This window comes from Mesorhizobium sp. 1M-11 (genome assembly GCF_001303895.1).
Classification (GTDB): Bacteria; Pseudomonadota; Alphaproteobacteria; order Rhizobiales; family Rhizobiaceae; genus Mesorhizobium.
Window position 1 is genome coordinate 34,359 of the sequence record NZ_LJSD01000029.1, and the last position, 20,796, is coordinate 55,154.

The following is a 20,796-nucleotide window of genomic DNA, read 5'->3' on the forward strand; positions in this document are numbered from 1 at the left end:
TCTCTCATGACAAGCTCCATGCAAACAGGAGCAAAGCCATGTTCATGATGCAGTACATCCATCGTCTTCCCGCCGACTACGAGATGGACAAGCTCGCCAGGCGGGCTGCCAGCCTGGGTCCGGATTGGGATGACACCCCCGGCCTCGGCTTCAAGGCCTTCATCGCGCAGCGACGCGGCGAGAACGGCGCGATCAACAACGCCTATTCCTCGCTTTATCTGTGGCTGGACGACGAGGCAGCCAGCGACTTCATCACAGGCGAGCGCTTCCAGAAGGTGATCGACGGCTTCGGCCGCCCGGCCATCGAGACATGGCTGCCGCTCGATATCCATCTCGGATCGGCCACCGGCGCACGTGCCGTCTATCGCGAAGACGTCCTGATCGATCCGGTGACCGATTTTTCGACGCTCAAACGCAGCGAAAGCGAACGTAACACCTCGATCGTCAGCCAGGCCGGCACCTATGCGGCGGTGACGGCGATCGACCTGGCCAACTGGCGCCTGTCGCGTTTCCGGCTTTCTGCCGAGGCGGCAAGCACGCCCGAGCGAGGCTCCGCCTACGACATTCTGTATCTGGCGAACCCCGGAATTCCGGCGCTTGTCGCAGCGGCGTGAAACTGTTGCGGTCTTGCACTTGCGCTTGGCGCCAAAACACCCCACCTTGTGCGCGTGTTCAACGAACTGAAAGGAGGTGATCCAATGTCGAGTGATTTCGTTTTCCAGAGCGTGATCCCGGCGGATCGCCTTCACGGGGAGCAGCCTCTCCGCTGAAGCGCGTGACGCGCGGCGCACGATCCGAAGGGATCGTGGCCACGGGCCGCGCCTGGACGAAAGCCACGGAAGGCCGCCCATCGCAAGATGTGGCGGCCTTTTCCGTTTTACTTTGTAAGCGCCAGGCCTTCGATATTTCTGGCGATTTCTTCGAAGGCCTTCTCCAGTTCCGGACCTGTGGACGTTTCGTAGTAGTGCTTTGTCTTGCCACTATCAGGGCTGGCACAGTCTTTCATTGTTGCCTTTGCATTTGTCTCGGTGAGATGGAAGCCAACTGAGAAAATCTCAATTCCGCTCTCACGCATAGCTTTGCACAATGTCTTCGCCGCTTCGCGAGTAGCAAGTTTGCCGTTGTTATTATAAGCGTTCAAATAATTATTGATGTCGAAATAGGACAGATTGAATTCGCCATCCGTCATCAAAATCGCGAATTTTCCAATTTTCTCTGGATTTTTTGCTGCCGGACGCTGGGAAGCACTCATTATGCTACCCCATTTCTCTGAAAGCATGTACCAGGTCCACTGAATACCAATATGTCCTGCTGTCCCACCAACCGCGACAAGTCCCTTTATCCTTGCCTGCGCAGCCGAGAGATCTGCGGTTAGCGGCAGTATTTCAGAGCTAGGACATGGATCCGTATCATAATGTTCAGCATATTTGTCTAAATAATAGTCACGGTGAACCATAGAGACTTCTGGTCCATCTTCCTTGTATTGATACGGCCCTGGACGTTCCGTAGCACAATTGCCGACCGATTGGTTTTTCAACATTGCAGCATCTGTATTACCGCCTGTTTTTAACCGGTCGCTGGCATATTTTTCTGCAAACACACTCTTGGCCGCGAGTGGTCCAACATTGACGGAATCGGAGTAAGGGATAATCGCTAGTCGCTTGCGCGGATTGGCGGCATCCTGACCGTCCAGGAATATCTTGGCCGCGCTGTTTGCCGCTTTCTTCAAATCGGCAAGTTTCTGCCCGTACATGGAGAAAGTGACATCCAACATCATTGCCACTTCCAGCTTTCGATCAGAATAGACCGCGGCGCCTGTTTGCGAAACACGGCGCGTTTTTTCAGAACCAAATAGGGGGAAGTAGAGTGGCACGTCGACGTGAGCTGTCACCTCAAGGGTGCGCACTGTCCGGTCCAGTTCCACTTTGTCGAGCACAATCTGATCCGACGCCAAGATGCCGCCGGCACTGTTGGCACTCAAGAATGCCTTTATTGCCTTGGTTGCTTCCTGCTCGGTCGCAGTCCCCGTAGTCAGATCCCGCGCCGTCGAGGTCACCGCGGCATCGATGGCATTGCTCAGCGCCGAGCGGGCATTCATCATTTGCCCCACATCGACAGCGAAGCCCACGGCCAACGCCAGCAACCCCATGATGACGCCGGCCATGACCATGAAGTTGCCATGACGGTCACGGCCGAAACGGCAGGCCAGCCCCAAGAATTTATCCAATGCCATCGCCCTTCTCCGTCCTGCCGGACCGATGTCCGCGATGCAGGATTCCCGCCGGATGGCGTGGCATCTGTGCCAATAATGGTGATTGCTTGGTAAAAGCCGGGCTTTCCAGCACGCCTAATCGTAACGAAGGTAAATGCTGAGTAAATTTCGAGCTAGCGCAGTTCCAAGGTCGGGTCACGAGACGCGACTGGAACGGGCTGTCAGAAGTCGCTGGTCAAACCCTTCACCTCCCAATCGCCATAACGATTGGGATCGTTGCCGCCACGACCGCCGATCTCCTTGGGCAATGCGGCCTCGGCGCGTTTATAGCCTTCACGCCGCGCTTCCGCCTCCGCCAGCGCGCGCTTGGCCTCCGGCGACAGCGCCTTATCCTTGCCTGCTTCGCCCGGCATCTGATGCGGCTTGCGGTTTTCGTCCGGCATCTGATGCGGCTTGCGGTTTTCGTCCGGCATGCTTTTCTTCCAATGGATTGAAACGGCTTGGGCTTCTAACCATCATATAGAGCAATTCCAGCAAAAGTGCGTTGCGGTTTTGCGTCCGGAATTGCGGCGAATTAAGAAGATGGAGCATTGGAGGCGGCTTTTCTCGCCGGAAATGCTCCAACGAAACCAAGGCGAGGGATCGACCCTTGCCCGACGATGGAGAAACATTTGAACACGATGCGCACAGCCATGCTTCTGGCCGCCATGACGGCGCTGTTCATGGGTGTCGGCTACCTGATCGGTGGCTCCGGCGGCATGATGATCGCGCTGGTCATCGCAGCCGGCACCAATCTGTTCAGCTACTGGAATGCCGACAAGATGGTGCTGTCGATGAACCACGCCGTGGAGGTCGATGAGCGCAGCGCGCCGGAATTCTACGCCATCGTGAAAAGCCTGGCTGCCAATGCCGGCCTGCCGATGCCGCGCGTCTATCTGATCGACACCGACCAGCCCAATGCCTTTGCCACCGGCCGCAACCCCGAAAACGCCGCCGTTGCGGCCTCCACAGGCTTACTGCAGCGTCTTTCGCATGAAGAGGTCGCCGCCGTGATGGCGCACGAGCTCGCCCATGTGCAGCACCGCGACACCCTCATCATGACCATCGTGGCGACCTTTGCCGGCGCCATCTCCATGCTTGGCAACTTTGCCTTCTTCTTCGGCGGCAACCGCGAGAACAACAATCCGCTCGGCTTCATCGGCGTGCTGGTGGCGATGATCGTCGCGCCTTTCGCGGCAATGATCGTGCAGATGGCGGTGAGCCGGACGCGCGAATACGAAGCTGACCGGCGCGGCGCCGAGATCTGCGGCCATCCGCTGTGGCTGGCATCGGCCCTTGACAAGATCGCGCGCGGCGCCGAACGCATCCGCAACGACGATGCGGAGCGCAACCCTGCCACCGCGCATCTTTTCATCATCAACCCGCTTTCCGGCGAGCGCATGGACAATCTCTTCTCCACCCACCCCAATACGGAAAACCGTATCGCCGCTCTGCAGGCCCTCGCCACGCAAATGGGCCAGGCGCGTGACGCTGGCGAAACCGCATATCCCGAGGCCGCACCGTCGCCACGCCATGGCCAGACCGATCCAGCCGGCCCGTGGGGTGGTTCCGAACCGGATGGACAGTCGCAGCCGGAAGCGCCGAAATCCAATCCTTGGGGCCGCAAACCGTCTGGGCAAAAAGGCCCCTGGTCGTGAGACAGGGCGGCAGGGTTGCCGGCAAGCCAAGCTCTCATCGTTCCGACAGCGCGCCGCCAGCGCCCGGCCTTGCCGCGCGCCAGGCGGCGGCGCGACTGCTGGCAGCGGTGGTTGACGCGCATACGCCGCTGGACGGACTGACCGACAACGAACATGGCCACCCGCAATACCGGGCACTCGACGGTCGCGACCGTGCGCTCGTTCGTGCCATTCTAGTGACGGCACTGCGCCACCGCATGACCATCGCCGGCCTGCTCTCACGCCGGTTGGAAAAGCCGTTGCCGGCCAACGCCACCACGCTTTCGCACATCCTGCATGTCGCTGCAGCGCAAGTGCTTTTCCTGGATGTTCCCGACAGCGCCGCCGTCGACCTAGCCGTCACCCATGCCAAGGCCGATCCACGCACCGCGCGTTTTTCCGGTCTCGTCAACGGCGTGCTGCGTGCGCTGGCTCGGGCCAAGGATGTGGAGCTGCCGCAGGCACTCGCGACGACCGATGATGCACCGGAGTGGTTCGGCGACCGATTGCGCAAAGCCTACGGCTCCGAGACAGCCCATGCGATCCTCGCCGCGCATCGGATCGAGGCGCCGGTCGATTTCACGGTGAAGGCCGATCCAGCGCTCTGGGCAGAGCGATTCGGCGGCATCGTCCTGCCGACAGGCACGGTGCGCGTGGAGAGACTGCCCGCTGCTGTTATCGAATTGCCGGGGTTTGCCGAGGGCGCCTGGTGGGTGCAGGATGCCGCTGCCGCCCTGCCGGCCGGGCTTTTCGGCGATATCACCGGCAAACGTGTCGCCGATCTTTGCGCCGCCCCTGGCGGCAAGACCGCGCAGCTGGTCCTGGCCGGTGCGAAAGTAACGGCGGTAGACACCTCGAAAAGCCGGCTGACGCGGCTCCGGCAAAATCTGGACCGGCTCGGCATGAACGCCGAGGTCGTCCAGTCCGACCTGTTCGACTACACCCCGGCTGAGCTTTTCGACGCCGTGTTGCTGGACGCGCCCTGCTCCTCCACCGGCACGGTGCGACGCCACCCCGACGTGCCGTGGACCAAGACACCGGCCGACATCGGTAAGCTCGCCGATTTGCAGCGCCGACTGCTCCAGCGTGCCGTCACGCTGGTGAAGCCGGGCGGCCGAATTATCTTTTCCAACTGCTCGCTCGATCCGCTCGAGGGTGAGGATCTGCACCGCACGTTCCTGACCGAAGCGAAGGACATCATCGACGATCCGATTCGGCTGGACGAAATCCCCGGCATCGCATCCTTTGTGACGCCACAGGGCACATTGCGCACCACACCCGCCGGCTTCGATCTCGGCAATCCGGCGTTATCCGGCCTCGACGGCTTTTTTGCCGCACGACTGCGCAGAACAAGCTGAAATCCACCATTCCGGCCTTTCCTGTCGCGGCAAAATACCCGAAACCCTCCAAAAAAGGTCTGGCGCGGCCCTGATCTGTGGGCTTTCGGCGGAATTCGCTTTCAAGGATATTGTTGAACCCTATAATTCAGCCTGGCGGACGGGACAAATCGAGGAGGTTTTTTGGCACTCGCTGCCGACGAAACGACGCGTCTGTGGGCGCTCGTCGCGAAAGAGTTTTGGCGTAAGGCACGCCGGCGCCTGCGCGCCGGGCCCATTTATCGTTGGCGCTATTCGGGCCGAACGCCCGAACGCGTGCTGATCGCGCCGCCTGATCTCAGGCTGGCCGATCCGCAGATAGCGCACGAGATCTATTATGGGCGCTTCCCGCTGTCCGGCCACCTGATCGAGACCGGTGGCCTGTCGCCATTCCAGCTCGATGTCGCCCATGATGGCTGGGTACGCTCGCTGCACGGCTTCCGCTGGCTGCGCCACATGCGCGCCGCTGGAACCGATCTGGCCGCCGCCAACGCACGCGCGCTGGTTTCCGACTGGATCGTCCAGCACGGCAATCGCATTGCCGGCCCGGCCTGGGAGCCGGGCACCACCGCCAAGCGCATCATCGCCTGGCAGCAGCATTCCTCCGTCGTGTTGCAAGGTGCGGAATTCCCGTTCTACCGCGCCTTTCTCAAATCGCTTGCGGTTCAGATCCGCTATCTGCGATCGCTGACGCGCGAGATGCCGGACGGCAAGGACAGGCTGCGCGCCCGCGTCGCTCTTGCCTTTGCCGCACTGTCCCTGCCCGCGCCGGCATCGGCATTGCGTTCGGCAACACGCAATCTCGGCGAAGAACTCGACCGCCAGATCCTTCCCGATGGCGGCCATATCTCACGCAATCCGCTGACGGTGCTGGAAATCCTGGCCGATCTTTTGCCGCTGCGCCAGACCTACGCCAATCAGGCCGAGACGCCGCCGGCAGGATTGATCGGCGCCATCGACCGCATGCTGCCGGCGCTGCGCTTCTTCCGCCACCAGGACGGCAGCCTTGCCCGCTTCAACGGCATGGGGGCCACCATTCAGGACCGCATCGCAGCGATCCTGCGCCACGACGACACCGCCGGCGCCCCGCTGCTGCATGCGCCCTATTCCGGCTATGAGCGATTGGCCATGGGCGACGTGACGGTGATTGCCGACACCGGTGCACCGCCGCCGATCGATGTTTCCAATTCGGCCCATGCCGGTTGCCTGTCGTTCGAACTGTCATCCGGCCGCCAGCACTACATCGTCAATGCCGGCGTCGACACTTACGGCGCCGCTGAATTTCGCCCGCTGGCACGCGCCACTGCCGCGCATTCCACCGCGACGGTCAACGATACGTCATCCGCGCGTTTCGCCTTGTCGATGCGCGTTGGGGGTTTGCCGGGTTCGCCGCTGCTCGGCGGTCCGCGTAAGGTGTCGAGCGAGCGTCTCGACGACGGCAGTCGCCAGGGTTTCCTCGCACGTCATGACGGTTACGCCCAACGCTTCGGAATCCTGCACGAACGCGAGTTGGTGCTGTCGGCGAATGGCAATGTTCTGACTGGCCGTGACCGTTTCCTGCAAGCTGGCAACGGTGCGGTCCGCAGCGATGGACAGCACGTCGTCGCGATCCGCTTCCACATCCATCCTGACGCCAGCCTGTTCCGCGACGAGCAGGACCGACTGGTCCTGGCCACCGAAGGCGGCGACATCTGGGTATTCACCTCTCCGCAAATGCAGCCGGAGGTCGAGGAATCGATCTTCTTCGCCGGCATAGTGGGGCCGCGCCGCAGCCGGCAGATCGTGCTGCATTTCCAGGCATCGGCCCTGCCGGAAGTACATTGGCAGTTGGTGCGCACCGGTCAGGCCGGGTTTGCGCCGAAGGCTTGATCCTAGAGCGTTTCCGTTTTTTACGGAAACGTGGAGACGCTCTAACTCTTTGTTTTTACACAATTCCGGACGGAAAACCGTTACACACTTTTCCTGGAATTGCTCTAGCTCATTCGTCGGTCGCGAATCCCGCAAGCTTCTGAGCGTGAGTTCGGACATCCGCCGGCCATTTCGCCATTTCCCGCGTGAACCTCTCCAGGTCGCCGGCAAACAAGGCGCGCGACGCTTCCTCGAAACCAGGCAGGTTTCCGGCCATGGCTGAAAGGAAGCGATAGGCTGCCTCTCGTCGCATACGCCGGGCACTCTCGTCGCCATCGGAGCGACGTGCCGTATCGACCAGCCGGCGTAGCGCTTGCGAGGCACCGCCCGGCTGAGAAGCCAGCCATTCCCATTGCCGCGGCAGCAGCGTGACTTCACGCGCGACCACTCCGAGTTTTGGCCGGCCGCGGCCGCGGGTTCCAGCGTCCGAGCCTTCCGCCGCAGATCGGTCCGCAGCGACGGGTTCGGTAGACGGGACCGGTGGAAACCGCGCGGCAAGCCGCGAAATGATCTCTGCATCCGAACCGCGCAGATCGAGATCGACGACGGCCCCCGTGGCATCGTCGAAGACCAGGGCAGCGGTGTCCGCACCACCCTGCGCCTTCACGGCGAGCGCCACTTCAACCAGCGGTCCACTGGTTATGCGGCGGTCACCCTGGAACGCGGTGCAGGCTGCAATCAAAGACAAAGGCATCAAAACTCTCCTTGGCTCGGCCTTATGCACCTGTTCGAGCCCTCTCGTCAATATTACCCGGGTATAATTGACAAGGCCGGACATTGCTCCTACATCCAGCCCGGAAAGGTTTTGATCATGAGCAACATCGACAAAAGGGCCGCCATCGCAGCCTACAAGAAACGCGAAGCCCCGGCAGGCATTTACGCGCTGACCTGCGCTGAAGCAGGCCAGCGCTGGATCGGCCATTCGCCGGATCTGGACGCGATGCCGAACCGGCTCTGGTTCACGCTCAGTCTGGGCAACCACCGTTCGACCGAATTGCAGGCCGCTTTTAACCGGCACGGCCGGGACGCTATCGCCATCGAGGTGGTCGAGCGCTTCGAAGAAGACATCCAGCCAGAAGGCGCCGCGTTGAAGGAACGCTTATCCTTCTGGCGTGACAAGACGGACGCACTGCCAGCCTGAGTTTGCGGCCCAACGCATCTTCCAGCCCCGACTGCGCTTGATTTTGAGCGTCCTTGTGCTACGGGCCGGGCCATCTTCCTCAGCCCGCAGAAAGGCCGCCGCCATGGCCGTCGCCGCCAAGAACATTCCCGCGCCGGATCTCGTTCCCGTCCGCCGCGCGCTGCTCTCCGTTTCCGACAAGACCGGACTGATCGATTTCGCGGCGGCGCTTGCCAAGGCTGGCGTCGAACTGGTTTCGACCGGCGGCACCGCCAAGTCGATCGCTGCCGCCGGCATCGCGGTGCGCGACGTTTCCGAACTGACCGGCTTTCCCGAGATCATGGACGGCCGCGTCAAGACGCTGCATCCCTCGGTGCACGGCGCATTGCTCGGCGTCCGCGACGATCCCGAACATGCCGCCGCCATGCGCGATCATGCTATCCAGCCGATCGATCTCGTCGTCGTCAATCTCTACCCGTTCGAAGAAGTACGCGCCTCCGGCGCCGGCTATGCGGCGATCGTGGAAAACATCGATATCGGTGGTCCGGCCATGGTGCGCGCCTCGGCCAAGAACCATGCCTATGTCGCCATCGTCACCGAGCCGCAAGATTATGCCTCCGTGCTGGAAACGCTCGGCGCCAATGGCGGTGCGCTGCCGCTCGAGTTCCGCAAGCAACTGGCCGCCAAGGCCTTTGCTCGCACCGCTGCCTATGATGCGGCCATCTCGGGCTGGTTCGCCGAGGAACTGAAAATCGAGCAGCCGACCTGGCGCGCCTTCGGCGGACACCTGCAAAGCGTGATGCGCTACGGCGAAAACCCGCACCAGTCGGCCGGCTTCTACGTCAACGGCGACAGCCGTCCCGGCGTTGCCACCGCGCGCCAGTTGCAGGGCAAACAGCTTTCCTACAACAACATCAACGACACGGACGCCGCCTTCGAACTGGCCGGCGAATTCGATCCCGTCCGCACGGCAGCGGTCGCCATCATCAAGCATGCCAATCCCTGCGGCGTCGCCGAAGCTGCCTCGCTGAGGGAAGCCTACCTCAAGGCGCTGGCCTGCGACCCCGTCTCCGCCTTCGGCGGTATCGTCGCGCTGAACCGCCTGCTTGATGCCGAAGCGGCGGAAGAAATCGTCAAGACCTTCACCGAGGTGATCATCGCGCCCGAGGCTTCCGAAGAGGCAGCAGCAATTGTCGCCGCCAAGAAGAACCTGCGTTTGCTGGTGACGAATGGCCTGCCCGATCCCCGTCAGGCAGGCACGGCCCTGAAATCGGTGGCTGGTGGGTTGCTGGTGCAGAACCGCGACAATGCCGTGGTCGACGATCTCGATCTCAAGGTCGTCACCAGGCGCGCGCCGAGCGAGGCCGAAATGGCCGACCTGAAGTTCGCGTTCCGCGTCGCCAAGCATGTGAAGTCCAACGCCATCGTCTATGCCAGGGACCGCGCCACGGTTGGCATCGGCGCCGGCCAGATGAGCCGTGTCGACTCCTCGCGCATCGCCGCACGCAAGGCACTCGATGCTGCTGAAGCCGCCGGCCACGCCGAGCCGCTGACCAGGGGCTCGGTGGTCGCTTCGGATGCTTTCTTTCCCTTCGCCGACGGCCTGCTTGCCGCCGTCGAAGCGGGCGCCACGGCGGTCATCCAGCCCGGCGGCTCGATGCGTGACGATGACGTCATCAAGGCAGCCGACGAGCACGGCATCGCGATGGTGTTCACCGGAACAAGGCATTTCAGGCACTAGGCACCTTCCTTCTCCCGCGAAGGGGAGAAGGTGTCGCGAAGCGACGCGAGAAAGCTGTTGCCTTATCGCTTCGCCTTGTCCGCCGGATAGGGCGTTCCGGCGAGGATCGCCATGCCGCCAAGCAGGAACAGGATGATCATCGCCATGCCGAGGCGCGGCGATCCGGTTGTCGCTGTGACGGTGGCGATCAGGAACGGTGCCAGGAAGCTGGTCGCCCGCCCGGCCAGCGCATAGATGCCGAAATAGCGGCCGGATTCCTCCGCAGTGACGCTGCGCGCCATATAGGAGCGCGACGACGCCTGCACCGGTCCAAACGCCAGGCCGATCAGCAGGCCGTAGACGATATAGGCCTTCTCGGCCGGCGTGCCGAACAAGCCGCCCGCATCGACGCCGGGAAGCTGCAGCCAGCCGAACAGCGTGTAGCCCGGCCCGGTCGAAATGATGCCGACAGTGGCGATGGTCAGCAGCACCAGCGAAATCATCACGACGACCTTCGACCCAAGCCCGGTGTCGAGCCTTGCCGCGACCCAGCAGCCAAGAATGGCGACGACGTTGAGAATGATACCGAACACGCCGATCTCGGTGATCGACCAGCCGAACATCGCCGCGGCAAAGGCACCGCCGAGGGAAAGCAGCGCATTGACGCCGTCCTGGTAGATCATGCGCGCAACGAGGAAGCGGAATATGCCGACACGCTTGCGCACCTCGGCAAGCGTCGATTTCAGCTCGGCCAGCCCCTGCCTGACCGCCGGTCCGACCGGGATGCCCTTCACCGCGTCCGGCGTGAAGAAGAACATCGGCAGGATGAAGACGAGGTACCACAGCGCCGAGAGCGGCCCGGTTGCGCGCGCATCCTCGCCGAGCTTGGGATCGAGACCGAAGATCGGGTCGAGGCCGGCGATCGTCTTGCCGGTCTCCGGCGAGCCCGCCATCAACGCCACGACAAAGATCAGCGCCACCATGCCGCCGAGATAGCCGAGCCCCCAGGCGATATTGGAGACCTTGCCGATCTCGGCCTTGGGCACCAGGCGCGGCATCATCGAATCGTTGAAGACCGTCGAGAATTCCGCCGCCACCGAAGCCAGCGAGAAGAACAGCACCACCATGAAAAGGTTCGATCCCGGCGCGGCGAACCACAGAAGCGACAGGCTGATGATCTTGATTGTCGCGAAGAAGGCGATCCACGGCTTGCGCGGTCCGGTCTGGTCGGCGATCGAACCGAGGATCGGAGAGAGCACCGCGATCACAAGTCCCGCCGCGGCCAGTCCATAGCCCCATACGGCCTGGCCCATGGCTGGGTCCGCCGAGAGGCGCGAGACGAAATAGGGACCGAAGATGAAGGTGGTGACGACTGTGAAGAAGGGCTGGGCTGCCCAGTCGAAGAACATCCAGCCCCAGATGCCGCGCCTGGAAGCGCGCTGCATGGTCACGTCGGTCATTTGTCCTCCACCGCTTTTGTCCCGTTCGCGGCGGCCCATGTCTGCACGTTTTTCGCGACACTGCAAAGACCCGATACTGGTCCGATGTCGTGAGCCAGCGCGAGGAATATTGACGGCACTGCTGCAAACACGATCAAGCGGAGTGTGAAATCCTGCGGCAGAACGTCGAGATGACCACTCGATCCCGGGAGACGATCATGACCGCCCCAGTCCTGGCCCCTCGTTCATCCAATTCGACCTCTGAATCCATCCTCGACTTTTATATCCGGCAGTCCGCCTTCAGCACGCCAGGCCGTCATGCAGCCCTGTTCGATGCCTTGCCGTCGGATCCGGCTGGCATCGCTCGCGCTATCCAGGGCCTGCTGATCTACGAGCATGTCGCCGAGTCATTCTACGGTTGTCCCATTGGCGAAGAACGCCGCGCCGAAAGCCATATCCGTCCCGTCGAGAAGATCATCGACACGGTGCTGGCACTCGACAGCCGGCCGCTCTCCGTGGCGCGGCCGCCAGAGCACCGTCTTGTCGGCATCTGCCGGCACTTCATGCTGCTTGCCGTCGCCATTTTCCGTCACCATGGCATCCCGGCCCGAGGCCGAGGCGGCTTCGGCGCCTATTTCAATCCAGGCAAGTATGAGGACCACTGGGTCTGCGAATACTGGAAGGCGGATGAACATCGCTGGATCCTGCTCGACAGCCAGATCGACGCTGTCTTTACCCGCAATCTGTCGATCCGCCTCGATCCTCTCGATGTCCCGCGCGATCAATTCCTCACTTCGCCCCACGCATGGCGCCGGTGTCGCAGCGGAGACCTGGATTCCGAACTCTTCGGCATCGAGTTTTCGCAGATGCGCGGCTTGTGGTTCGTCGCCGGCAGCCTTGCCCGCGATCTCGCTACCCTGAACGGATGCGAGATCCTGCCTTGGGATGTCTGGGGCGCGCAGCCGGCTGTCGATGCCAGGCTTTCAACCGGCGAGATTGCCTTCTTCGACGAAGTCGCCGCGCTGACTGCCGATCCGGACGCGAATTTTGATGCAATGCAGCGCCGTTTTGCCAATGATGCTAGGCTCGCCCTGCCGTATTCGGTCTTCAACGCTTTGCGCCAGCGTCAGGAAGACGTCTTCGCAGTCTGAAACGCGGGTCGTCGTCATGCCGACACCGGTCGAAAAGGCCATCTGGTTTATCGAGAGCCACTTCGCCGGCAACATCACGCTCGATGATGTCGCGAAGGTCTGCGACCTCTCGCGGTTCCAGATGTCGCGTTTGTTTTCCTATGCGACCGGCAATTCCGTGACCGGTTATCTGCGTGGACGGCGGCTGACCGAGGCTGCGCGCGCATTGGCATCCGACGCGCCGGACATCCTCGCCGTCGCCATCGACGCGGGTTATGGATCGCACGAAGCCTTCTCGCGTGCCTTTCGTGATCAGTTCGGTCAGACCCCGGCCGAAATCCGGGGGCGCGGCCATCTCGACGGCCTCGCTTTGGTCGAACCGCTGCGCGAAGATCCGAAAGTCTCCGTGCGGCTGCCACCACCTCGCGTCGAGGCCTCCGGTCCGCTGCTGATCGCAGGCATCGGCCGCCGCTTTGCCTGCGACGACTTTGCCGGCATCCCCGCGGTCTGGCAGGAATTCACGCCATATCTCGGCGCGATCCCTGGCCGGAAAAGCACCGCCACCTACGGTCTGGTAACCGGAGCAGGCGCCGGCGATACCTATTTTTATTTAGCCGGCGTTGAAGTTCACGATTTTGCCGAACTGGATGGCGTCTTGACTGGAATTAGGTTACCCGCGCAGCGTTGGGCGATCTTCCGCCAGGACGATCACATCACCACCATTTCGGCCACCATCCACGCCATCTTCTCCACGGCCTTGCCGGAAGCAGGGTTGACGCCGGGCGACATGCCCGACCTGATCGAGCGCTACGGCGAGGATTTCGATCCGGTCACCGGTGCGGGCGGGTTCGAAATCCGGGTGCCGGTCATATAGCCCGCACCGCCGCAGTGCGTGCCTCGATCGCGCGGATGACGGCAGCCATGTCGGATTGACCGAGCCCAAGCGCCTCGGTCTCGCCGTACAGCGCATGGCAGATATCGAGCAGAGGCAAGGCAACCTTCGCTGCCCGCGCCGCGTCGGCAATCAGCCGGTTGTTCTTGAAGACGTCGGTGATTGCTGCCTGTACGGAGAACTCGCCGGCGACAAGCTTCGCCGCCTTGATGCGCGAGACATCGCTTGCCATCGGCCCTGCATCCAGCACGGCAGTCAGCCGGGCAAGGTCCAGCCCATGCCGTTGCGCGAAATGCACCGACTCGGCCAGGCCCGTCACCATGGTGATCAGGAAGATGTTGACGGCGAGTTTCATCAGAAGAGCGTTGGGCACCGCGCCGCACGGAACCATATCGCGGCACATCGGCAGGAGCAGCGGTTGCACCGCCTCCACCGCCTCGGTCTCGCCGGCAAGCATCACGACCAGCTGCCCTGCTTCCGCCGGCTTGCGCGAACCCGAAACCGGTGCCTCGACATAGCGGCCGCCGGCGGCGTGGATATCGGCCTCCAGGCCGCGCGAATAGACCGCGGAGGTCGTGCCCATGTGCACGATGACATGGCCCGCCACACGAGTGGTGAAATCGGCCGTATCACGCGCGAGCACCGCATCGATCGCCTGCTCGGTGGCCAGCATCAGAATGACGATGCGTGTCTTGGCGAAGACCTCGCCGGAGCTTGCAGCCACCCTTGCACCAGCATCGCGCAACGGTTCGCTTCGCTCGAATGACCGATTCCACACCAGCAGAGGCGTTCCCGCCCGCGCCATGTTGAGCGCCATGGGTTGTCCCATCACGCCAAGGCCGATGAAGCCGATTTCGTTGTCCGTCCGCACCATCGGCATCACAACCACATCGGCACGATCGAGAGCGTGAGCGACGCGCCGAGTATCATGTTGACGGCACGCCATTGCGCTTCGGTCCGCATAAGCCGCGCCATCAGCGTCCCGGCGGTGCACCAGAGCGACACCGAGACGGTGGCAGCAAAGCCAAAGGCAAATGCCAGCAGGACACTGAGCTGTGCCGGACCACTGGCCAGTGCAGCGAAGGAGGCAGCCGCCCCCAATGTCATCGCCCAGGCCTTGGGGTTGACCCACAACAGCCAGACCCCACCCACGAAACTTGTAGGCTGCGCCAATTCGGCATCGAGGCGCGGCGGGCCGGCGCGACCGACCTTCCAGGCAAGCCACAACAGATAGGCCGAGCCGGCCCCCTTCATGACGAGCTGCAGCGACGGCATCGCCTCCAGGACACCGGCGAGCCCGGCAGCGGCGGCGGCGGCCATGCTGGCCAGCCCCGCGGCGATGCCACCCATCAACGGGATCGAGCGACGAAAGCCGAAATGAGCACCCGAAGCGGTGGCCAATGTCGTTGCTCCACCCGGCGTAATGGACGAAACCAGTGCAAAGAGGACCAGCGGCAAAACGGTTTCTGGCGACATGCCCTTCTCCGGACGACAACAGCGGCTTCATGCTACCCGTTGCCTGAACATTAGGGAAACGCATGTTGATTATGATTGGCATTAGCAATCATAATGCAAATATGACCCGTAACCTCGATATTGCCTTGATCAGGACTTTTCTGGCCGTCGCCGAGCGCCGCAACATGACTGCCGCTGGCAACGCGCTGCACCTCACGCAAAGCGCCATCAGCCAGCAGGTTGCCAGGCTGGAACAGGCTTTCGGCCGAGAGCTCTTTTCGCGCGACCGGCGCGGCCTCAAACTGACGCCCGCCGGCGAACGCCTGCAGGGAAAGGCGCGCCATCTGCTTGGGCTCAACGATGAGATCTGGGCCGATATGACAACACGTCGGGTCGAAGGACCGGTTCGGCTCGGCGTTCCCTTCGACCTTGCGGGCCCTTTAATCGCACCCATCCTGAAAGGCTTTGCAGGCGCCTTTCCGCAGGTCGAGATTTCCCTGCTGTGCGCCGCCTCACCTGATCTGGTGCATGCGCTGGCGAAGGGCGAGATCGATCTGGCTCTGGTCGAAACGCAGCTCGGTGCCTCCGAAGGCGAATGCCTCGCCATCGACCGGCTGGTCTGGGTCGGCGCCAGGGGCGGTGTCGCACATTTGAAAACACCGCTTCCGGTTTCGATGGTGGCCGAAACCTGCGCGTTCAGACCCGCTGTCCTAGCAGCCCTGCAAGGTCAGAGCCGCGACTGGCGCACTGTATTCGAGAACGGCAGCATCGATGCCACCACCGCCACCGTGGCAACGGACCTTGCCGTGACGGCCTGGCTTGCCTTCACAGTGCCGCCACATCTGGACATCCTGCCCGCCGAGGCTGGCCTGCCGCCGCTGCCGTCTTTCGCGATCAACCTGCATTTGCCGGCAGGCGATCCGGCACCCGCGACGCTCGAGCTGGCACGCCATATCCGTGAGGGCCTCTCGCGGACGCGGCTGGTGGCTTAGGACCTACCCTAAGTCGGGACCTTACGCCCCGATCAGATCGCTCATCAAGCCGGACGCCACCGAAAGCCGCGAGACGGTGATCTCGCCGCCTTCCGTCAGCGCCTGCAGCCGTTCGCGCACGCGGGCTATGCGTTCGCCACCGGCTTCCAGCCAGGCTGCGACCGGATCGGCCGCCTTGCCGTGCTGGGTGAGGGCCGCCACCGCGATGCCCCGCCGTGCCGCACCGATCGTGTCGGTGGCGCGGGACAGGGCCAACTGGTCGTAATAGTCGGGTGGCGTCACCGACCGCGCGGCTTCCTCGATGCGCGGAATGCGGAAGGCCTCGCTGACCGCGAAGAAGGCCTTCGCAGCCGCGACGATGTCCGAACCAGCCAGGCGGGATGCAAGCGCGATGTCCGGGATCAGTTCCGCGACATCGGCCAGCGCCAGTCGTTCCGCCAGTTTGTCCGGAGCCCCGGCCTTGAACAAGCCATGTCGCTTTTCCTCCAGCCGCTCGCGAGAGAAATCCGACAGCAGCGATCCCAGTTTCGGCTCGAGCGCCTTGCGGGCCTCCTGCAGTTCGGCGATGCGTTGGCCGAGCGGCGCAGTACCTGCATCGTTCTTCAAATACCAGCCCGCGGTCACGAAGATAAGCCGGCTGACGATCTGGTAGAGTTCAATCTGCACCTGGCCGTCGATCTTGGTATCGAGCGCGTTGATCTCGTTGTAGAGCCCCGGCAGCCCGAAGCCGTCGCGGATCACCGCGAAGGTGCGCACCACATCAGCGGCACTGCGGCCGGTAGCCTCCATCAGACGGTTGGTGAAGGACGGTCCGCCACGATTGACCAGATCGTTGGCGACGACACGGGCAATGATCTCGCGCCGCAGCCGGTGACCGTGGATCTCTTCATTGAATTTCTTGACCATCCGTTCCGGGAAGTAACCAATCAGATCGGTGTTGAAATGCGCGTCGTCCGGCACATCCGAGGCGACGATATCGGAGAACAGCACGATCTTGGCATAGGCGAGCAGAACGCCGAGCTCCGCCCGGGTCAACGGCTCGCCGCGCGCTTCCCGCTCGGCCAGCGCCGCCGGCGACGGCAGTGTCTCCACCACGCGATCAAGCAGGCCGCGCGCCTCGAGCGCCGCCATGAAACGACCCTGATGCGCGATGTCGGCCAGCCCGCGCTTGCGGGCGAGCGACAGCGCCAGCGTCTGCTCGTAATTGTTGGAGAGCACCAGATTGCCGACCTCGTCGGTCATCTCGGCCAGCAGCTTGTTGCGCGCCGGCCTAGCCAGCGAGCCTTTGCGCATGGCCGATGCCAATGCGATCTTGATGTTGACCTCGACGTCGGAGCAGTTGACGCCGCCGGAATTGTCGATGGCGTCCGAATTGTTACGCCCGCCGGCAAGGCCGAACTCGATGCGGCCACGCTGGGTGACGCCGAGATTGGCGCCCTCGCCGATCACCTTGGCGCGTACGTCCATGGCGTTGACGCGGATCGGATCGTTGGCGCGGTCGCCGGCATCCTGGTTGGTCTCCGAGACCGCCTTCACATAGGTGCCGATGCCGCCAAACCACAGGAGATCCACCGGAGCCTTGAGAATGGCCGTCATAATCTCGGCCGGCGTCGCGGTCGTCTTTGCAAGACCGATCGCAGATGCAGCTTCCGCCGGCAATGTGATCGACTTCTGGCTGCGCGATACGATGACGCCGTTCTTCGACAGTTTCGATTTGTCGTAGTCCTGCCAGCTCGAACGCGGCAGGTTGAACATACGCTTGCGCTCGGCGAAGGAAGCCGCCACGTCCGGCTCGGGATCGATGAAGATATCGCGATGGTCAAAGGCCGCGATCAGCTTCGTATGTTCCGACAGGAGCATGCCGTTGCCGAACACGTCGCCGGACATGTCCCCTACACCGACCACGGTGAAGGGCGTCGACTGGATGTCGCGGTTCATCTCGCGGAAATGCCGCTTCACTGCTTCCCAGGCACCCTTGGCGGTGATGCCCATCTTCTTGTGGTCGTATCCGGCCGAACCACCCGAGGCGAAGGCGTCGTCCAGCCAGAAGCCGTGTTTTTCCGAGATCGTGTTGGCGGTGTCGGAGAAGGTCGCCGTGCCCTTGTCGGCTGCGACGACGAAATAGGGATCGTCGGCGTCGTGGCGCACCACGCCGGTCGGCGGCACGACATGGTCGATGCCGATATTGTCGGTGATCGACAGCAGGCTGGAAACGAAGTTGATGTAAGCTTGCCGGCCTGCCTCGAACCACAGGTCGCGTTGGCTGGCCGGCGGCAAACGCTTCGGATAGAAGCCGCCTTTGGCGCCCACCGGCACGATGACGGCATTCTTCACCTGCTGCGCCTTGACCAGGCCCAGCACTTCGGTGCGGTAGTCCTGGGCGCGATCCGACCAGCGCAAGCCGCCGCGCGCCACCGCGCCAAAACGCAGATGCACGCCTTCCACCTCGGACCCGTAGACGAAGATCTCACGCCATGGCCGAGGCTCCGGCAGCCCGTCGACGGCACGCGAATCGAGCTTGAGCGCCAGCGACTGGCCGCGCTCCTTCTTGCCGTCCACGAAATGATTGGTCCTGAGCGTCGCTTCGATCAGGTTGAGGTAACGACGGATGATGGTGTCGTCGTCGATGCTGGGAACATCTTCCAGCGCATCCTTGATCTTCGCCTTGAGATGCCTGGCTGTGGTCACACCCTCCCCCGCCGCATCCGTTCCATGTCGCGCGACGAAAAGCGCATAGAGGCCGCGCGCGATATCAGGATAGCGATTGAGCGTCGCCGCTATGAAGTCCTGGCTCTGCGGAATGCCGGCCTGCTGCAGGTAGCGGCCATAGGCGCGCAGCACCAGGATCTCGGTTGCTTTCAGGCCCGCGGTCTGGGCAAGGCTGTTGTAGCCGTCATTGTCGACATCGCCGCGCCACACTGCCAGGAACACATCCTCGAACAGCGTGCCTTCATCGGCAAGGTCGATGGGCTGGCCGTAGGCGTTCTCCAGTTCCATATCGTGGATGAAGACGCGATTGCCGTCCTCCTTGTCTATCTCGAAGGTGCGCTCGCTGATCACCCGGAAACCGGTGTTTTCCAGGAGCGGCACGCGCCGCGACAGTGCCACCGGGCTGCCGTGATGATAAATCTTCAGCGAAGCCTGCTCCGGCGTCTGGCCCGCGTCGCGATAGTAGTCAATATCGATCGGGTTCCCGGCCGAAATCCTTGCGATACGCTCGGCATCGACCAGCGCCACTGCCGGCGAGAACGAGTCGCGATAACTTTCGGGGAAACGCGCGGCGATCGCTTTCAGCGCAGGGTCGTTGCCGCCGGCTTCGGCGGCCTCGGCCAACACGTCTTCCCAGGTGCGCACGATATCGCGGATTGCCGCCTCGATGGTTTCCTGCTCCACCTTGGGCGTCTTGCCGCCGGAGCGGCCGATGATGAAGTGCACGCGGGCCAGGCCACCTTCCGGAAAGGCCGGATAGTAAGCCGACAAACGACCGTCAAAGACGGTCTTCAGATAGACGCCCATCTTCTCGCGCACGACGCTGTCGTAGCGATCGCGCGGCACGAAGACGAGGATGGAGACGAAGCGGTCGAACTGGTCGGCGCGCACCAGCGCGCGCACACGCGGCCGCTCGATCAGGCCGAGGATAGCCTCGGCGTGCTTGCGCAGGGTCGGCACCGGAACCTGAAACAGTTCGTCGCGTGGATAACTCTCGAGAACGTTGATCAACGCCTTGCCGGAATGGTCGTCCGGATTGAAGCCTGATTTGGCGATCACCGTTTCCGCCTTGGATCGCAGATAAGGGATCTTCATCACCGAACGCGTGTAGGCGGTCGAGGTGAACAGGCCGACGATGCGCAGTTCGCCTGCCAGCTTGCCGTTCTTGTCGTAGGTCTTGATGCCGACATAATCGAGATAGATGCGCCGGTGCACCACCGACTTGGCGTTGGCCTTGGTGACGATCAGCGGTTCCGGCCCATGCAGGAAGGCGCGAATTTCAGGCGTCGTCGTTACCGCCTCGGTGCCACGCCGAAGCACCAGCACATCCGGATCGGCGAGGATGCCCAGCCCCGGCTTGTCGTCGCGTTCCAGGCTGCCGCTCTTCTCGCCGCCGGAATATTTGAACTCGCGCATGCCGAGGAAAGTGAAATTGTCGTCGCGCAGCCATTCGAGGAAAGCGATGCCCTCGGCCACATGTTTCTTGTCCAGAGGCACCGGCGCGTAGCGGAATTCCGAGATCGCCTGGTCGAGCCGCGCCAGCATCGGCTTCCAGTCGGTAACCGCGGCGCGCACCTGCGCCAGCGTCTTGGTCAGCCGCGCACTCAGCGCCGCCCCGGTTTCCTCCGAAAGCCGGCCGATATGGACATGGACGACGCTGACCTTGTCGAGGCCGCCATCTTCCTTGACCAGGCCGCCGTCGCCGACGATTTCGGCAACCCCGGTCTTCGAATGCCTGACCGCGATGACAGGATGGGTGACCAGGGTCGGCTCGCCCGCAACCTCGGTGATCTCGCCGAGGATCGAATCGAACAGGAAAGGCATGTTGTCGTTGACGACGGTGATCACCGTCACCGGCCGCCCCTGGCGCGATATGCCGGGTGCCGTTTCGATGGCAACGATGCTTTCGCCCTTCTTGTGCCGGGAAACCGCATTCTCAGCCAGTTCGGCAGCCCGCGCGAGATCGGCCACGTCATAGGCGGCGACGTCTTCGGACGGAGCCCTCGCCAGCAGATAATCCGCAAGCCGCCCTGGCTTTTGACCTTCCTTTCCACCGCCTCCCTTCACCACCGGTTTCTTGGGCTTGGTTGCGGACTTCAGGCTGGCCATGATGCGATTTTCCTCCGCC

General features: G+C 62.8%; 16 protein-coding genes. 9 read left to right on the forward strand and 7 right to left on the reverse strand.

Going from position 1 to position 20,796, the window contains the following annotated elements:
• The first annotated feature begins 38 nt into the window (after positions 1 to 38).
• Positions 39 to 614: a DUF4865 family protein gene (locus AO692_RS12025; RefSeq protein WP_054310295.1), complete on the forward strand. Its 576-nt coding sequence runs from the start codon at positions 39 to 41 to the stop codon at positions 612 to 614.
• A 263-nt stretch (positions 615 to 877) separates the two neighbouring features.
• On the opposite strand, the gene AO692_RS12030 is transcribed toward AO692_RS12025, so the two are convergent.
• A complete protein-coding gene (locus AO692_RS12030; protein WP_054310296.1) occupies positions 878 to 2,233 on the reverse strand; it encodes a TadE/TadG family type IV pilus assembly protein in 1,356 nt (451 codons plus the stop codon).
• 200 nt (positions 2,234 to 2,433) lie between these two features.
• A complete protein-coding gene (locus AO692_RS12035; RefSeq protein ID WP_054310491.1) occupies positions 2,434 to 2,655 on the reverse strand; it encodes a DUF1674 domain-containing protein in 222 nt (73 codons plus the stop codon).
• A gap of 228 nt (positions 2,656 to 2,883) precedes the next feature.
• On the opposite strand from AO692_RS12035, the gene htpX reads away from it, so the two are divergent.
• From htpX to AO692_RS12050, 3 genes are all read left to right on the forward strand, one after another.
• Positions 2,884 to 3,909: a zinc metalloprotease HtpX gene (gene htpX / locus AO692_RS12040; RefSeq protein WP_054310492.1), complete on the forward strand. Its 1,026-nt coding sequence runs from the start codon at positions 2,884 to 2,886 to the stop codon at positions 3,907 to 3,909.
• Positions 3,906 to 5,285 (forward strand): RsmB/NOP family class I SAM-dependent RNA methyltransferase, encoded by a 1,380-nt coding sequence (locus AO692_RS12045; protein ID WP_244483340.1) that lies wholly within the window; start codon positions 3,906 to 3,908, stop codon positions 5,283 to 5,285. The genes htpX and AO692_RS12045 overlap by 4 nt, the downstream gene beginning before the upstream one ends.
• A 162-nt stretch (positions 5,286 to 5,447) precedes the next feature.
• Positions 5,448 to 7,172 (forward strand): heparinase II/III family protein, encoded by a 1,725-nt coding sequence (locus AO692_RS12050; RefSeq protein ID WP_054310298.1) that lies wholly within the window; start codon positions 5,448 to 5,450, stop codon positions 7,170 to 7,172.
• A gap of 109 nt (positions 7,173 to 7,281) precedes the next feature.
• On the opposite strand, the gene AO692_RS12055 is transcribed toward AO692_RS12050, so the two are convergent.
• Positions 7,282 to 7,905 (reverse strand): DUF2239 family protein, encoded by a 624-nt coding sequence (locus AO692_RS12055; RefSeq protein ID WP_054310299.1) that lies wholly within the window; start codon positions 7,903 to 7,905, stop codon positions 7,282 to 7,284.
• A 24-nt stretch (positions 7,906 to 7,929) separates the two neighbouring features.
• Here AO692_RS12055 and AO692_RS12060 point away from each other — a divergent pair, with 24 nt between their 5' ends.
• Both AO692_RS12060 and purH read left to right on the forward strand, forming a co-directional pair.
• Positions 7,930 to 8,352, forward strand: a complete 423-nt coding sequence (locus AO692_RS12060; RefSeq protein ID WP_152979819.1) for a GIY-YIG nuclease family protein — start codon at positions 7,930 to 7,932, stop codon at positions 8,350 to 8,352.
• Between the two features lie 103 nt (positions 8,353 to 8,455).
• Complete coding sequence (gene purH, locus AO692_RS12065) at positions 8,456 to 10,072, forward strand: bifunctional phosphoribosylaminoimidazolecarboxamide formyltransferase/IMP cyclohydrolase (protein WP_054310301.1); 1,617 nt, start codon at positions 8,456 to 8,458, stop codon at positions 10,070 to 10,072.
• A gap of 62 nt (positions 10,073 to 10,134) precedes the next feature.
• On the opposite strand, the gene AO692_RS12070 is transcribed toward purH, so the two are convergent.
• On the reverse strand, positions 10,135 to 11,511 hold the full coding sequence (locus AO692_RS12070) for an MFS transporter (protein WP_054310302.1): 1,377 nt from the start codon (positions 11,509 to 11,511) through the stop codon (positions 10,135 to 10,137).
• A 197-nt stretch (positions 11,512 to 11,708) separates the two neighbouring features.
• Here AO692_RS12070 and AO692_RS12075 point away from each other — a divergent pair, with 197 nt between their 5' ends.
• Both AO692_RS12075 and AO692_RS12080 read left to right on the forward strand, forming a co-directional pair.
• Positions 11,709 to 12,641 (forward strand): transglutaminase-like domain-containing protein, encoded by a 933-nt coding sequence (locus AO692_RS12075; RefSeq protein ID WP_054310303.1) that lies wholly within the window; start codon positions 11,709 to 11,711, stop codon positions 12,639 to 12,641.
• Positions 12,642 to 12,657: 16 nt separating this feature from the next.
• Complete coding sequence (locus tag AO692_RS12080) at positions 12,658 to 13,494, forward strand: helix-turn-helix domain-containing protein (protein WP_054310304.1); 837 nt, start codon at positions 12,658 to 12,660, stop codon at positions 13,492 to 13,494.
• On the opposite strand, the gene AO692_RS12085 is transcribed toward AO692_RS12080, so the two are convergent.
• Positions 13,487 to 14,392 carry an NAD(P)-dependent oxidoreductase gene (locus tag AO692_RS12085; RefSeq protein ID WP_244483341.1) on the reverse strand — a complete coding sequence of 302 codons (906 nt, stop codon included), beginning with the start codon at positions 14,390 to 14,392 and terminating at the stop codon, positions 13,487 to 13,489. The genes AO692_RS12080 and AO692_RS12085 overlap by 8 nt on opposite strands.
• Complete coding sequence (locus AO692_RS12090; protein ID WP_054310305.1) at positions 14,392 to 14,988, reverse strand: LysE family translocator; 597 nt, start codon at positions 14,986 to 14,988, stop codon at positions 14,392 to 14,394. The genes AO692_RS12085 and AO692_RS12090 overlap by 1 nt, the downstream gene beginning before the upstream one ends.
• Before the next feature lie 101 nt (positions 14,989 to 15,089).
• Between AO692_RS12090 and AO692_RS12095 the strand changes: the two genes are divergently transcribed.
• The gene (locus AO692_RS12095; RefSeq protein WP_082407348.1) at positions 15,090 to 15,959 is read left to right on the forward strand and encodes a LysR family transcriptional regulator; all 870 of its coding nucleotides are present in this window, start codon (positions 15,090 to 15,092) and stop codon (positions 15,957 to 15,959) included.
• A 21-nt stretch (positions 15,960 to 15,980) separates the two neighbouring features.
• On the opposite strand, the gene AO692_RS12100 is transcribed toward AO692_RS12095, so the two are convergent.
• Positions 15,981 to 20,777, reverse strand: a complete 4,797-nt coding sequence (locus AO692_RS12100; protein ID WP_054310494.1) for an NAD-glutamate dehydrogenase — start codon at positions 20,775 to 20,777, stop codon at positions 15,981 to 15,983.
• Positions 20,778 to 20,796 lie beyond the last annotated feature (19 nt).

What these genes read in the sequence shown, in the direction of transcription:
- AO692_RS12035 (WP_054310491.1), bottom strand. Translation starts at nt 2,655, where the DNA reads ATGCCGGACGAAAACCGCAAGCCGCATCAGATGCCGGGCGAAGCAGGC.
- AO692_RS12055 (WP_054310299.1), bottom strand. Translation starts at nt 7,905, where the DNA reads ATGCCTTTGTCTTTGATTGCAGCCTGCACCGCGTTCCAGGGTGACCGC.
- AO692_RS12080 (WP_054310304.1), top strand. Translation starts at nt 12,658, where the DNA reads ATGCCGACACCGGTCGAAAAGGCCATCTGGTTTATCGAGAGCCACTTC.
- purH (WP_054310301.1), top strand. Translation starts at nt 8,456, where the DNA reads ATGGCCGTCGCCGCCAAGAACATTCCCGCGCCGGATCTCGTTCCCGTC.
- AO692_RS12090 (WP_054310305.1), bottom strand. Translation starts at nt 14,988, where the DNA reads ATGTCGCCAGAAACCGTTTTGCCGCTGGTCCTCTTTGCACTGGTTTCG.
- AO692_RS12095 (WP_082407348.1), top strand. Translation starts at nt 15,090, where the DNA reads ATGACCCGTAACCTCGATATTGCCTTGATCAGGACTTTTCTGGCCGTC.
- AO692_RS12060 (WP_152979819.1), top strand. Translation starts at nt 7,930, where the DNA reads ATGCACCTGTTCGAGCCCTCTCGTCAATATTACCCGGGTATAATTGAC.
- AO692_RS12030 (WP_054310296.1), bottom strand. Translation starts at nt 2,233, where the DNA reads ATGGCATTGGATAAATTCTTGGGGCTGGCCTGCCGTTTCGGCCGTGAC.
- AO692_RS12070 (WP_054310302.1), bottom strand. Translation starts at nt 11,511, where the DNA reads ATGACCGACGTGACCATGCAGCGCGCTTCCAGGCGCGGCATCTGGGGC.
- AO692_RS12085 (WP_244483341.1), bottom strand. Translation starts at nt 14,392, where the DNA reads ATGCCGATGGTGCGGACGGACAACGAAATCGGCTTCATCGGCCTTGGC.
- AO692_RS12100 (WP_054310494.1), bottom strand. Translation starts at nt 20,777, where the DNA reads ATGGCCAGCCTGAAGTCCGCAACCAAGCCCAAGAAACCGGTGGTGAAG.
- AO692_RS12025 (WP_054310295.1), top strand. Translation starts at nt 39, where the DNA reads ATGTTCATGATGCAGTACATCCATCGTCTTCCCGCCGACTACGAGATG.
- AO692_RS12075 (WP_054310303.1), top strand. Translation starts at nt 11,709, where the DNA reads ATGACCGCCCCAGTCCTGGCCCCTCGTTCATCCAATTCGACCTCTGAA.